9 protein-coding genes are annotated in these 14,991 nt (G+C 46.0%); all 9 read left to right on the forward strand.

The annotated features are described in order from the left end of the window. Positions 1–4: 4 nt before the first annotated feature. On the forward strand, positions 5–7,249 hold the full coding sequence (locus WBG78_RS15805; RefSeq protein WP_337327420.1) for a fibronectin type III domain-containing protein: 7,245 nt from the start codon (positions 5–7) through the stop codon (positions 7,247–7,249). Between the two features lie 167 nt (positions 7,250–7,416). Beyond that, positions 7,417–7,989 carry a hypothetical protein gene (locus tag WBG78_RS15810; protein ID WP_337327421.1) on the forward strand — a complete coding sequence of 191 codons (573 nt, stop codon included), beginning with the start codon at positions 7,417–7,419 and terminating at the stop codon, positions 7,987–7,989. A gap of 364 nt (positions 7,990–8,353) precedes the next feature. After that, entirely contained in the window at positions 8,354–9,331 is a 978-nt protein-coding gene (locus WBG78_RS15815; RefSeq protein WP_337327422.1) for a deoxyhypusine synthase family protein, read from the forward strand. Between the two features lie 149 nt (positions 9,332–9,480). After that, positions 9,481–11,274, forward strand: a complete 1,794-nt coding sequence (gene argS, locus WBG78_RS15820; RefSeq protein ID WP_337327423.1) for an arginine--tRNA ligase — start codon at positions 9,481–9,483, stop codon at positions 11,272–11,274. Positions 11,275–11,501: 227 nt separating this feature from the next. Next, entirely contained in the window at positions 11,502–11,999 is a 498-nt protein-coding gene (locus WBG78_RS15825; RefSeq protein WP_337327424.1) for a glutathione peroxidase, read from the forward strand. Further along, positions 11,986–12,543 (forward strand): glutathione peroxidase, encoded by a 558-nt coding sequence (locus tag WBG78_RS15830; protein ID WP_337327425.1) that lies wholly within the window; start codon positions 11,986–11,988, stop codon positions 12,541–12,543. Before WBG78_RS15825 ends, WBG78_RS15830 begins: the two co-directional genes overlap by 14 nt. A gap of 5 nt (positions 12,544–12,548) precedes the next feature. Then, positions 12,549–13,442 (forward strand): 1,4-dihydroxy-2-naphthoate polyprenyltransferase, encoded by an 894-nt coding sequence (locus WBG78_RS15835; RefSeq protein ID WP_337327426.1) that lies wholly within the window; start codon positions 12,549–12,551, stop codon positions 13,440–13,442. A gap of 225 nt (positions 13,443–13,667) precedes the next feature. Beyond that, on the forward strand, positions 13,668–14,231 hold the full coding sequence (locus WBG78_RS15840) for a DUF4136 domain-containing protein (RefSeq protein ID WP_337327427.1): 564 nt from the start codon (positions 13,668–13,670) through the stop codon (positions 14,229–14,231). A gap of 101 nt (positions 14,232–14,332) precedes the next feature. Continuing rightward, positions 14,333–14,950, forward strand: a complete 618-nt coding sequence (locus tag WBG78_RS15845) for a hypothetical protein (RefSeq protein ID WP_337327428.1) — start codon at positions 14,333–14,335, stop codon at positions 14,948–14,950. Positions 14,951–14,991 lie beyond the last annotated feature (41 nt).

Consider the following 14,991-nt stretch of genomic DNA (forward strand, 5'->3'; position numbering starts at 1 on the left):
GTTTATGAAATATACAATACAACTTGTTTTTATCCTTAGTTTCCTGATGATGTCAAACGCTTACGCGCAAATTAGCGGTAGCACCAATGTGACAGTCGGAAGCTCAGTGACTTATTCGTATTCGAGAGGATCAATGGTTTTTAGTCCCCTTTGGAATCTTGCTAACTATAGAGGCACGGTCAATTCACAGTGGCAAAGTGGTACGACGTACTATATTACCATTACATGGGCCAATGCAGGTGCCGAGACGCTGGCTTTTTTTGATGGCAGCATGCCTTTGGCTCAGCTGAACATCACAGTGAATGCGGCACCACCTCCAGTGCCCACACCATCCACCGCCTCCAATATAAGTTATAGCGGGTTTACGGCGAACTGGGGTCCAGTGTCTGGAGCGACTTATTATATTTTGTATGTATCAACAAATTCTGGCTTTACATCACACATTCCAAACTACAATGGAAAGACAGTATCCGGCACAAGTGAGGCTATTAACGGACTAACTGGTAGTACGACCTATTATTACCGGCTTAGATCTGCTAATGCCTCGGCCTCGTCGAATCTTTCCACCTACACCTCTGCGACAACAACACAACCACCGCCTTCACCCCCGACTTTAACAAGTGCTACTAATGTTACCTCTTCCAGTTTTACCGCGAATTGGATCAATGCATCGGATGCAACCGGATATACTGTTGAAGTGAGTCCTGATCCCGGATTCTCGTCGATTATTAGTGGGACATCTGGCGGCAGTAGTGCTTCCATCATTGGCCTCACAGGAAATACACTCTATTACGTTAGAGTTAGAGCTTCGAATGCCGTCGGCACGTCCGGCCCATCAAATGTTCTTTCTTTCACCACGCTGCCATCCCCACCCAATGCGCAAGGTGCAAGCAATGTCACCAACAGTTCTTTCACAGCGAATTGGGGGTCTGTAAGTGGTGCAACCCAATACTTGTTAGAGGTCAGTGAGAACGGTTTCTCTTCACTTGTACCTGGATACGATCCCTTGGGTACGAGCAGCACGTCCGCGAACGTGACGGGTTTAGCAGGTGGCCGAACATATTCATTTCGGGTAAGAGCACGGAACAGCGGTTGGACCACTGACTATTCAAGTCCGATAGACGTATTGACAATTCCATCCCCGCCTTTGATCATCCAGGCAACTAATATTACCAATAGCAGCTTTAACGCTAATTGGTCAACGTCAGAAGGAGCCACAAGTTATCTTGTTGACCTGGCCTGGGACTCTAATTTTACGCAACTGGTTTCAGGGGTGGTAGCGTATCCAGTGTCAGGACTCACGTTACCGATAACTGGCCTTCCTGCAGGGTATGAATTTTTTTACCGGGTTCGCGCAGTCAATGGTGCCGGCATATCCAACGTTTCAACGAACGGATACGCGCGCCTCCTGCCAGAGAAGCCCGTGGCGTCTTTAGCAACCGGTATCACGGCGACAACGTTCATTGCGAATTGGGGGTCGGTTTATAGTGCGACAGGATACTACATTGATTTCGCCGATGACATTAACTTTTCCTCCGGGCTTAATACGCAATTCAGTTCCAGCACAAGCTACACAGCCAACGCTAATCCAGGATCGACCTACTACTATCGTGTCCGAGCTGTCAATCCAACAGGACAATCAACGAGTTCCGATCCAATTATGGTAATTACCGTTCCACCAGCGCCTTTAACGACAAATCCTTCGTCAGTTGCGGCAACTTCTTTTGTTGCTAACTGGATTGCGGCAAATGGAGCGGCAAGTTACAGATTGGAAGTTTCGACTGACATCAACTTCGGCTCATTCGTGACGGGTTACAGTAACTTTTCCGTTACAACCAATTCTGCAAGTGTGACCTCTTTAGCAAGCGGCATGACTTACTATTATAGGGTGAGGTCCGTTAACTCTTCAGGAACTTCTTCTTATTCAGCCGTCAAGGCAGCATTGCTTGTTCCTCCAGTGCCGACGCCCGCGGTGGCGACAAACATCGGACCTACGTCTTTCAATGCAAATTGGATTCCCTCCAGTTTTGCGACAAGTTATCGCCTTGATGTTTCCACCGTCTCCACCTTTACATCCTTTGTTACAGGATACAACGGTCTTGTTGTCAATGGATCAAGTTCACAGAATGTATCAGGTCTTCAAACAGGAAAGACCTACTACTACCGTGTCCGCGCTGTGAACGGAGCAGGTTCGTCAGTAAGCTCAACCAATACCACAGTCTCAACACTTCTAAATCCACCCGTTGCTACAAAAGCAACGGCGATAACGTCCACATCATTTGTGGCCAATTGGAATGCGGCGACAAATGCAACGTCTTACCGGGTAGACGTTTCATCGAATAGCGAGTTTACAACGTTCTTCTCAACGTATAACAATGTGACTGTTAGTGGTACGAGCACGACGATATCCGGACTAATTCCCAAGAAGACCTATTACTATCGGGTTCGTGCTGTAAACGCAACTAGAACGTCTGTAAATTCAAACACGGTCATTGCCGTCGAACTTGATCAAAATTATGTGCGAACAATCGATGTTACGGTGCCAGGAAAAAATACACTTGCATTAGTTGAGTCGGCGACTGTATCTGAACGAATGACATCAATGAATTTCATTGATGGTCTTGGACGAACTATGCAAAGTGTCATTCACCAGGGATCGCCAGGTTCACTGGACGTGGTGCAGCCAATCGTATATGATCTATTCGGGAGAGAAGCGAAAAAGTATTTGCCTTATGCGGACGAGAACACAGGATGGTACAAAGGCAACGCCATGCGCGACCCGAATTCTACAGGCACCGAACAAGCTCAATATATAACGGGCAAACAATACGCGTTTTATCAGCCTGGAGGTGCGTTGCCCACTGATCAAAACCCATATAGTGAGACAAGGTTTGAGGCCAGCCCATTGAACCGGGCAACAGAACAGGGTAGTCCAGGTGCAGCGTGGCAGCCAGATGCAGTTAACACCTGGGAGTCGACGGACAGAACGGTTAAATCAAAATATGAATCAAATGTAGCATCGGAAGTGCTTAAATGGTCCTACGTTTATCCAACAGCCGCGTATCCGCTTGGACTCGTTGATGCAGGCACGTCACCAACTTTGACCTACTATAGTGCCAACGAGCTTTATAAAACCCGAACCAAGGACGAGCAGTACAATGAGGTTATCGAGTATAAGGACAAAGCGGGGAAAGTAGTACTTAAAAGAGTGCAGTCTACAGCCGGAACTCCAGCGATCAACGACACCAACTATGCAAGCACGTATTACATATATGATGGTTATGATAACCTGGTTTGCGTAATTCCACCAGAAGCAACTTCCCAGCTTGCAACTTACTATTATCAATCTGGTTCAACGTCAGCGACCAGGAACTCGTTTTTGGCTCGATGGGCGTTTCGATATACGTATGACGCATCGCGTCGCATGACTCAAAAGCACGTTCCTGGCGCAGCCGCCGTTTACATGATATACGACAAAAGGAACCGGCTTGTTTTGACTCAGGACGGCAATCAGCGAGCGGGCACGACTAAATATTGGTCATTTACAAAGTACGATGTTTATAACCGTCCGGTTGCAACAGGCATAACTGCCAATTCTAGTACCAGGTCGGCGATACAACTTGCAGTTAATAATTACTACGCAAACCTGACAGCTTCCCAGGCTTGGTTTGAAACTTATGTTGGCAGTGCGGCAGGCAATGTTCACGGATATGACAACAAATCGTATCCGCAAGAAACCGTTGTCAATAATTATTTGAAGGTCAACTATTACGATTCTTATGCATTCCGTTCACTATGGACGGGGACGTATACATATGTTAACGAATCGTTGGACGAAACCGTCGGTAGCGTAACATACACTCTTCCTACGGCAGAACATGCGCGCGTAGTCGGTCAACTGACCGGAACCAAGGTCAAAATACTTGATGGTGGGATCGTGGGTGGTTCCAATTATCTTAAGTCGATTACCTATTTTGACTACAAGTTACGACCTGTTCAAGTCATTTCGGACAACCAGCTAGGTGGAACAGATCGAATTTCGACTGTAATTGACTTTTCCGGTAAGGTACTTGAAAGCAAGACCACTCACACAACAAGCATTCCAACATCACGCGTTGTTGTGCGCAATATGGAATATGACAACGCGGGTCGCTTAATTCGACTTTGGCATAAGCTGGACACGGAAAGCCCAGTTCTTGTAAGCAAGAATGATTATAACGAATTAGGACAGCTCACTGACAAGAAGCTGCACAGCACAATAGCCGCGGCTACCGATGCAAAGCAGAGCGTTGACTTTAACTATAATATCCGAGGCTGGCTCACGAAAATAAACAATAGCGACGTCAGTTCAATTGCATCGGGTGACGCTGTCCGTGACCATTTCGGTATGGAGCTCGGATACAACCTGGGCATTGGAACGGCTAACACAGGAGTTTTCAATGGCAACATCTCTGGAATAAAATGGAGCGTAAATCAAGGAAATTCAACCATAAAAGAAATGGGTTACAATTTCTCGTATGATCCGATGAATCGCCTGCTAACGGCTGCCAGCTTGCAAAACAATGCAGGCTGGGTCCCTGGACAATATGATGAAAGTGTATCAAGTTATGATATGAACGGAAATATCCGGGCGCTTCAAAGAAAGGGCCTGGGTGGAGGTACTATAGATAACCTTTCTTACAATTATGGTTCGGGGACAACAGCGGGGAACCTTCTTCTTTACGTACAAGATAACGCTGCCATATCGGTTGATAAAGCTAAAGGATTCGTGGACGGCAATACCGGCACAAACGTCGACTATTCTTACGACTCGTTGGGGAACATGACGCGAGATCTTAACAAAGGTATTGGCAGCAACGTCAACGACGCCAGCAACCTGATAGCGTACAACTTCTTAAGTTTACCCGAGACCGTTACAAAATCGGGGAACACAATCAGATATGTGTATGATGCGAACGGACGCAAGCTCGCTCAGATTGTGACTTCCGGAACAATTCAAACAAGGACAGATTACGTTGGCGACTACGTTTATGAGAACAACACACTTCAGTTTGTTAATCATGACGAGGGTAGAATAGTAGTGGCCTCGACAAAGCTGGTACTCACAGATGCAGGCAAGAGTTTGACAACGATGACAGCTTCGAATGCAACGCTGTTTGATTATGATGATACTAACACCAATGAGGAGTATGTTCGCGTGACGGCAAGTAGCGCGACTGCGCGTGCAGGGGTTACACGAATAGGAAATACTATCAATGTAATTCCAAATGAACGTTATAAGATTCGCATTAAAGGTTATCGCGGCACCAATCCCGTATACATTTCTGTGAAGACGAATTCAACTACCGACTTGAACTGGCCCGGCGTCGCGCTACCGGGTAGCCTGGCGACGGAGTCGTGGGTAGAGCAAATAGTAACAGTCCCTGGCGGAGCGTCGACGTTGCACGTCGGTGTTACCTGGAATACTGCTGTAACGTCTGGCGATGCGTTTTATATTAACGAGTTCGAAGTCATCCAACTGACCACTACCGCTCCCGAGTATCAATATCATCTGAAGGACCACCTGGGGAACATACGTGTCACCTTCACCAGTAGGGATGAGACCGAAAGCGCAACGGCCACTCTGGAGACGGCAAACATGAATGCCGAACAGGCCAAATTCCTGCGCTATCAAAATGTAAAGAGAGTCCAGTCAACGTTGTTTGACCGCACTAACGGCGCTTCTACAGGATACGCCCAACGACTTAATGGGTCGACCAATGAAAAGTTCGGACTGGCGCGATCTATCAGTGTGATGCCGGGTGATAAGCTTAATATTGAAGTTTATGCCAAGTATGTAGATACCAACAATAGCGGCAACTGGACTACCGCGCTTGCCAACCTGATGACTCAAATCAGCAATGGTGCGGCAGGCGTTGTTGTGGATGGCTCAACCTATTCCACGAGCACGTCGTCTTTTCCGTTCCCTGGGATAATTAACACGGCAGGAAGCACCGGTGGGCCAAAGGCATATTTGAATTATATCTTGTTTGATCGTAACTTTGGTGTTAAGACCTCGGGCTACAAGCGGTTATCGTCAACACCGCAGGAGACGGGCGGTGACGTGGATCACGAGAGATTGTTCTTTGATAATTTGGCTATTACGGAGCCGGGGTATATCTACATATTCTTATCAAATGAGGAGACTACGCCGGTGAGTGTTTTCTTTGATGATTTCAAAGTTGAGCATATTAAATCGCCGATAATTTCGGCACAGGATTACTATCCATTTGGTCTCGCCTTTAACTCGTATAAAAGAGAAAACTCTGTAACCAATAATCATTTATTTACCGGAAAGGAAAAGCAAGACGAGCTCGGCTTGGATTGGTATGATCACGGAGCAAGAATGTACGATGCATCAATAGGACGCTGGATGGTGAGCGATCCATTGTCGCATAAAATGAGAAGATGGAGTCCGTACGCTTATGCCTTTGATAATCCTGTCCGCTTTATTGATCCCGAAGGTATGGCTCCTTATACATACAACTGGGAAAGCAAGAGGTATGAGAATGAAAAAGGGGAAGAAGTTCAGTGGAGCGAAGTTAATCAGAGTTTAAAGGACAATGGAGATCTTCAAACTGGAATGGCAATATTCGTATCCTTCCCAGATGCTAATCCAGATATACCGTCAAATCAAGGTCTTGCACAATGGGGCGAGAAAACTTTTGGAGATGGTGATGGGAAAGTGAACGGTGCGGGTCATGCTGGGGTCGTGTTGATTAATGATAAAGGTGAAACAAATTATTTTGATTTTGGTCGATATGATAGACCAGATGTAAAAGGCAGAAAACGCGGAAAGGATGAAGGTGCTGTACGGTCAAGTAAAAATTACAGAGGTTTGTCTATTCCTAATTGGGACTTCGGTAAGTCTGATAATGAAAACATGACTGCGATCTTGACTAAGCTTCATAAGTCACCTTTGTTAGCAGGATATGGAACAATAGTTGGGGCATTAGCGAAAAATCTCAATTACGGTGCAATGTTAGGTTATGCACGAGGTGCAGAAAGCGAAGGGTATTTACCTTTTGGTGGATACACAGGTGGATACAATTATTGTAACAGTGCGACTTATTGTGCAAAATTTGCTAGAGGAGTTGGGGCAGCTGGTGGTTTTGATTGGGATTGGGACACCTTTACTGGTCTGGGCAACGTTGGCGATGTTACAGAAGAATATGAAGTTGAGAGTATTACCTTACCTCCTAAACGATGAGAAATAGAGTTATTATAAGTTCACTGTTACTGTGTCTGAGTTGCACTGTGTTTTTCTGTAACAGTTCGGTAAAATCGGATGAGAATGCAACTCTGCGGCAGGATAGTGCGAGAAGACCGGCAGGCGTATCGCAGAGCGCTACTTTGATCAATCTAGGCGCAGAAGATATGCCCGTTTACCAATGGGTAGAGTATGCTGGAAAACTTATGTATGACGGCAAAGAACATCCACATATTTACGGATTCAGGTATTTTGATGATAAAGGGAAGTTACTATCTACTGTGTATTATGAAAACATGGAGATTAGAAGTGGGAAAAAAGATCTTGATGCTTCGAAAACTAAAATTCTTCCTTATCCAGGTGATGCTACTATCGAGCTTTTAAACGGCACTGACACGTTATTATTTTTTCATGTGCTAGAAAGTGATGAGTTCAAAAGAACATATCAGGGTATTGAGTATGTACGGATGCCGGCTGTGTATTTTGAGACAAACTACAATGTTGGTTTTACATCTGATGAAGATGTAGAATTTAGTATCAGAAAAGACAATGAAAGATATGTAGTGACATTTACGGGTACTCCCGTTCCATTTAAACTTTCCCCGTCCTGCAAGGGAGAGCCAGGTAAGGTTAGCTTTTTAAACGAGGAAGATGGCCGAATTTATTTTGTAGCGAGGGATTGTTACCTCGAACTTGTAAACAGCGAGGATATTCAGAAGATACGATCACTAAGGAGATAGTATTTATTCACTTCACATCAGAAAAGGACGTTCGAGAGGGCGTTCTATACTATTTTCCTATTGGTTTGTTGAAAATCCTGTGCAGAACAAATGGGACTGTGCAGACCAAAGGGGTCGCTCTATTGTCGTGTTCCATGACCATTCCCGGCAACTACTAAATTTGATTTTGAAAAAGGTTATGTACGACGGAAACCATGCACTCCTGCCGGGTTTTCAAATGTATGAACAGCCAACTACGATAGACAATCTGGTTTTCCTGATAAATATAGTATACTTGCACAAGGAAGAGATGTCGTAACAATTGTCGGAACAGCATCTTGTAACTTCCTCATAACTAACGCGGTATAATCACACAGTCATAATCATGAGTCAAAGCAAACCCATCACATCGTTTATTGAAAAGCATTTTCTTCATTTCAACGCTGCAGCCCTGGTCGATGCCGCTAAAGGATACAAGAAGCACATCGAGTCCGGCAAGAAAATGATGGTGACATTGGCAGGTGCTATGAGCACGGGTGAACTCGGCATCAGCTTCGCCGAAATGATCCGTCAGGATAAGGTTCAGATCATTTCCTGTACTGGCGCCAACCTGGAGGAAGATATCATGAACCTGGTTGCTCACTCTCACTATAAGCGAATTCCTAATTATCGTGATCTTACTCCTGCCCAGGAGTGGGACCTCTTACAGAATCACCTTAACCGTGTAACTGACACTTGTATTCCTGAAGAAGAAGCATTCCGGAAACTGCAGAAACATTTGTTCGCGGTTTGGAAAGATGCTGAAGATAAAGGTGAGCGTTTGTTCCCGCATGAGTTCATGTTCCGCATGCTCAACAGCGGTGATTTGAAACAATACTACGAGATCGACCCAAAGAACTCCTGGATGATCGCGGCAGCTGAAAAGAACATGCCAATGGTCGTGCCCGGATGGGAAGACTCAACTATGGGTAACATATTCGCATCGTACGTGTATACCGGTGAACTGAAAGCTTCGACAATGAAGAGCGGCATTGAATACATGACGTGGCTCGCCGACTGGTATATCAAGAATTCAGGTAAAGATGGCATTGGTTTCTTCCAAATCGGTGGAGGAATTGCCGGCGATTTCCCAATCTGCGTGGTGCCAATGCTTCATCAGGATCTCGAGATGGACAACGTTCCTTATTGGAGTTTCTTCTGTCAGATCAGTGATTCAACCACCAGCTACGGTTCTTATTCAGGCGCAGTTCCCAATGAGAAAATCACCTGGGGTAAACTGAGCATTGAAACGCCCAAGTACATTATTGAGAGCGACGCAACAATTGTAGCGCCCCTGTTATTTGCCTACGTGCTGGAATGGTAATGCTGTAGTCGCCAACGATCGTCACTGTTGCCATACACGCAATGGGAAAGAATCGTTGCGCGAAGGACAGACGTGTTAAGATCTAAAGGAACATTCTTGTAACGCGAGGTGATCCCTGCGAAGGCAAGGCAAATCAGAATCTGTATTGCATGAATCTCGATCAGCTTTTAAGAAAAGAAATCCAGGATGCTGTAACCGCGTTGTTCGGTCAGCAGGTCGACGGCCTTCAGCTGCAGCCCACGAATCAGGAGTTTGAAGGAACTCATACACTGGTGTGTTTTCCGTTGGTGAAGATGTCCCGGAAAAGCCCTGAGGAGACAGCGAAAGCGGTAGGCACCTGGTTGGTTGAGAATGGAACGCAGGTCGAACGGTTTAACGCAGTAAAGGGTTTTCTTAACCTGGTGCTGCGCGACCGCGTTTGGTTGTCCGAATTCGAATCGATCTTTTCCAACCGTCACTTTGGTGAGCTGCCTCCCAATGGGCAGGAGATCATGATCGAGTACTCATCTCCGAATACAAACAAGCCACTACATCTTGGACATTTAAGAAATAACTTCCTTGGCTATAGCGTAGCTGCGTTGTATGAAGCGATCGGTTATAAAGTCAATCGCGTTCAGATCATCAACGACCGGGGCATCCACATCTGCAAGTCGATGGCTGCATGGAAGCTTTATGGAAAAGGCGAAACACCAGAGAGCAGCGGCATAAAGGGTGATCATCTCGTCGGAAAATACTATGTCCTGTTTGATAAGACATTCAAAGCAGAGAAGGCGCAATTGATGGATGGCGGCGCCGACGAAAAGCAGGCTGAGAGAGACGCGCCCATTATGCAGCTCGCAGTAGACATGCTGCGTAAATGGGAACAAAAGGATCCGGAGACAGTGGAGCTTTGGCGCATGATGAACAGTTGGGTTTATGCCGGCTTCAACGCTACCTATAAGCGCATGGGTGTCGTGTTCGAGAAATTGTATTACGAGTCGGATACATATCTGTTGGGAAAAGAGGAAGTGCTAAAGGGAGTGGAGAGTGGCACATTCTTTCGCAAGGAAGACGGATCAGTGTGGGTGGATCTCACTTCCGATGGCCTCGACCAAAAAGTTCTCCTGAGGGCTGATGGCACTTCGGTATACATGACGCAGGATATCGGCACTGCCATACTGCGCTTTCATGACTTTCCGCGCATCGAGGGCCAGATCTATACCGTCGGGAACGAACAGGAATATCATTTCAAGGTACTGTTCCTCATTCTGAAAAAACTCGGCTTTGAGTGGGCAAACCGTTGTTTTCACCTTTCTTATGGCATGGTTGATTTGCCAACAGGTAAAATGAAATCACGTGAGGGTACAGTCGTTGATGCTGATGATCTCATGAAGGAAATGGTTCATGACGCAGAAGTGGTGACGCGTGAAGCAGGTAAGATCGAGGGATGGGATGAAAGCGAGCTGAAAGTTTTATTTGAAATGATCGGCATGGGTGCCCTTAAGTTTTTCCTCCTTAAGGTTGATCCCAAGAAACGAATGCTGTTCGATCCGAATGAATCAATAGCGCTGCAGGGCTTCACTGCGCCGTTCATACAATACACGCACGCGCGTATTCGCTCTATCATCCGCACAGCGGAAAAGCTGAATATTGTTCCCACAGCGGCAGATCTTGCAAAAGTCAAAGTCCTTCAGCCGTCAGAACGTGATACTCTTGGTGTTCTGTGTCAGTACGAGAACCGTCTGCATGAGGGAGCTCGTGAATACTCACCAGCAGTCGTTGCCAACTTCGCTTATGATCTGGCGAAGGAATACAACAAGTTTTATCAGAACGTGCCGATTTTTAAGGAGCAGGATCCGGATCCCGTGCAACTCCGCTTTCGGATTGCGCTCTCGCATGTGGTAGCCGATACCCTGCGAAAAGCGATGGGTATTTTGGGGATTTTGGTTCCCGACAAAATGTAACCCATATAGTTACCGTTTACGTAATATTTCGCCGCTTCCAACGGCGTGTAGAAACACTTTGCTATTTAACTTTGTTCTTAGTTGTCACGATTACCCACTGCCAGCAGATGGAAACGCAGTCGATAAATGGTCAGGAGACAGAAATTTTTTGTCAGACCGAAAAGCGGTTGTCAAACCATTAGCTGGATTCAACAGAACCAAGTAACTTTATTTTAAACAATAGCCTTATGAAAGCCTTCCTTTTCGCCTTTATTTGTCTCATGGCACCAGCAGCATCAGTTTACGAATTTAAGAAGACGTCCATCGAAGGAGATGTAATCGACTTCGGCAAGTATAAGGGCAAGACATTATTGATTGTGAACACGGCATCTAAATGCGGATTCACTCCTCAGTATGCTGAGTTACAAAAGCTCAATGATCAGTACGGTTCTAAGATTACAATACTTGGATTTCCGGCGAACAATTTCGGAGGCCAGGAGCCAGGATCAAATTCTGAGATTTCTGAGTTCTGCCAAAAAAACTACGGCGTGACTTTTCAAATGTTTGAAAAGGTGTCAGTAAAGGGTGACGATCAGGACGCGTTATTCAAATTTCTTAAGGATAAAACAGGGCAGGAGCCAAGCTGGAATTTCTGCAAATACCTGGTGAAGCCTGATGGAACGATTAAATTCTTTGCATCAAAGGTAAGCCCGCTCGATAGTCAGATCATCAATGAGATTAATTAAATCAGTAGTACTTGTTATTCTTGTCATGGGGCTTGCAGCATTTATTTCGAACAAGATAATGTCCGACGGGAACGGGAACATTCCTGCTTCGTTGTACGATCTCAGAATGAAGGCGCTCGACGGTTCGGACATTGACTTTTCGAAATACAAGGGCAAGCATCTTCTGATTGTAAACACAGCATCAAAGTGCGGATATACGCCGCAGTATGCCGACCTCGAGAAGCTTCATGAAACGTATGGCGACCGGGTTGTAGTGTTGGGCTTCCCGGCGAACAACTTTCTCTGGCAGGAGCCTGGTAGTAATGAAGACATTGCTACATTCTGTGAAAAGAATTATGGCGTATCTTTTCAAATGTTTGAAAAGATATCAGTCAAGGGCCGCGATCAGCACCCACTTTATCAATGGCTGAAAAGCAAAACGGGACAATCACCTTCCTGGAACTTCTGTAAGTATACGGTAAGTCCTGATGGGCAGAACGTCTCTTTCTTTTCCTCAAAGGTTACGCCGATGAGTGAAGAGATTCTTAAGGCATTGGAAATATAAGGCAGATGACAGTTAGATCCTGGGTTGGCGCTTTCAGGCTTAGAACGCTTCCGTTGGCGTTATCATGCATAGGTATGGGAGGTTTTCTGGCAGCAAATGCCAATGCCTTCAGATGGGACATATTCCTTCTTTGCGTGTCCACAACGATCTTTCTTCAGATTTTATCAAACCTCGCTAATGACTACGGCGACACTGTTAACGGTGCCGATAGTGCACAGCGTACAGGTCCCAAAAGGGCAGTTCAAAGTGGTGTGATATCGCTCACACAGATGAGGGCCGCCGTCACAATCTTCGTCTTGTTATGTCTGCTCAGTGGCATTGCCTTACTATTTGTTTCCTTCGGTTTCGACTGGAATGCAATACTCTTCTTCTTTGGATTGGGAGTGCTGAGCATTATTGCAGCCATTGCCTATACAGTAGGCAAGCGCCCATATGGATATGCCGGACTCGGCGATATTTCAGTGTTGATCTTTTTCGGATTAGTTGGTGTACTGGGATCATACTATCTCTTCACAAAACAAGTCTCGTGGCGCGAAGCATTGCCAGCACTCAGTTGTGGATTCTTTTCCATAGGGGTGCTTAACGTGAATAACATGCGTGACATTGAATCCGATCGCGCCGCAGGGAAATTTTCAATTCCTGTGAGGATCGGAAAAGAACGTGCTGCACAATATCACTGGTTCCTGATCGTAGGTGGACTGCTGGCTGCGGTGGTCTACACATTACTCAACTATCAGACTCCGCTCCAATTCCTCTTCCTGTTAAGTGCGCCAATGTTTGTGCGGATAGGCATAGCGGTATCCCGCAAACCGTCGCGCGAGCTTGACCCTTATCTCAAGCAGATGGCACTGAGTACACTGGTGTTTGTTGTGTTCTTCGGACTGGGCTTGTTGCTGTAATGGCCCGGATTTCAACAGATCTGCTGTTGAACTAAAAAAATCGACCCTCCTCCTTCAAACTTTATCAGTGAAAACCGTGTCAATACAGCACGCAATTTGCATTGATGATCACGCGTTTATTTGAGTAGTTAAGAATTTTGAATCTGAGGAATGAATGACATGAAGAAGTTGATGTTTTTTTTGCCTGCCATTTTTATGATGGGTTGCGAGCCGCCCGCGGACACGATGAGGCTTCTTGACGAATTGGTGGTTTCAACCACCTATGACCGGGATGTCAATTTTTCGGAATATAGGACGTATTCGATGGCAACGGATACCATAGGGTTCTTTTCGAATCAGCGTCCCAACGACACAATCTTTGTTCAGACTTCTTCGAATAACTATCCCCGGCCAGTCTTAAACAAAGTGCAGGAGAACCTGCAGGCACGTGGCTTTCAGAGAGTGGCAAGAAACGAGGACCCCGATCTGCGCATAAATGTTTACATAGTGAACGATTACAACGTGTATCAGCAAGTTAACTATCCGGGTTATTATTACCCGTCGTATTATGGATATGGTTACGGATATGGAGGTTATTACGGCGGATATCCTTACGTAAGTACTTATGCATCGAATACCGGCGCTCTCATCGTTGAGATCCTTGACCTCAGACACATCACAGCAGACAGAAAAGTAAAGTCGATATGGAATGCTTCGATGGGCGATGTGTACAGCACAATTGATCTCATTAAACAGTCAGAGGCGGCGTTGGATCAGGCGTTCATTCAATCGCCATACTTGGGAAGGTAGTAGTGTAGTTTTAGAGCAATATCATGCGAGGAAATAAAACATCATATAGTTCGATCAGTCCATTGGTTTCGTTACCATCCCGGAAAACTAACAGATTGATTTTGCGATACGCTTTGGTCACGGGCATGTTCATACTGACCACTGCCTTGACGGCACTGGCTCAGCGGAGTTATTTTTACTTTGCCTGGGACGTGAATCAACCATTGTCGAACACGAACTGGATTGACGACACAAGCACAAGGGGTGCCAGGGTTGGATTTAGAAAATTCATTGGTGATCAGAGACGGATTTCTGTCGGACTTGACGTGAACTGGAATTATTTCGAGACGTACAAGCCAACTGAAACGTTCTATACCGAGAATGGCGCGGTCACCACGGATTACTTTAACGATATAGGCCAGGTAGCTGCTGCGCTCAGTGGGCAGTACTATTTTCCGATTGGTGACAAACAAGTCTTTTATCCGTATGTCGGTCTGGGACTTGGGGCGAACCGAAACCGTTATACCGTGTCGTACAACATCTATCAGGACCAGGAATCGGCTTATGGGTTCCTGGCCCGGCCGGAAGCTGGCATTATGGTGCGTGTAGGTGAGCGCCGTCGATTCGGATTGACGGCCGCGCTGCACTATGACTTCTCAACAAACAGCAGCGAAAACTATGGCTATAACAACTTCATGGCTGCAGGTTTCAATATTGGTATCGTGGCTCTCCAATGGTAGGTCCCGTATGAACGGCCCCATCTGACGGCCTACCCAGTTTT

The organism is Chryseolinea sp. T2, from assembly GCF_037203685.1.
Lineage (GTDB): Bacteria > Bacteroidota > Bacteroidia > Cytophagales > Cyclobacteriaceae > Chryseolinea.

Excerpts from the sequence above, each read along its gene's own strand:
- WBG78_RS15805 (WP_337327420.1), top strand. The coding sequence starts at position 5 with ATGAAATATACAATACAACTTGTTTTTATCCTTAGTTTCCTGATGATG.
- WBG78_RS15810 (WP_337327421.1), top strand. The coding sequence starts at position 7,417 with ATGCCCGTTTACCAATGGGTAGAGTATGCTGGAAAACTTATGTATGAC.
- WBG78_RS15815 (WP_337327422.1), top strand. The coding sequence starts at position 8,354 with ATGAGTCAAAGCAAACCCATCACATCGTTTATTGAAAAGCATTTTCTT.
- argS (WP_337327423.1), top strand. The coding sequence starts at position 9,481 with ATGAATCTCGATCAGCTTTTAAGAAAAGAAATCCAGGATGCTGTAACC.
- WBG78_RS15825 (WP_337327424.1), top strand. The coding sequence starts at position 11,502 with ATGAAAGCCTTCCTTTTCGCCTTTATTTGTCTCATGGCACCAGCAGCA.
- WBG78_RS15830 (WP_337327425.1), top strand. The coding sequence starts at position 11,986 with ATGAGATTAATTAAATCAGTAGTACTTGTTATTCTTGTCATGGGGCTT.
- WBG78_RS15835 (WP_337327426.1), top strand. The coding sequence starts at position 12,549 with ATGACAGTTAGATCCTGGGTTGGCGCTTTCAGGCTTAGAACGCTTCCG.
- WBG78_RS15840 (WP_337327427.1), top strand. The coding sequence starts at position 13,668 with ATGAGGCTTCTTGACGAATTGGTGGTTTCAACCACCTATGACCGGGAT.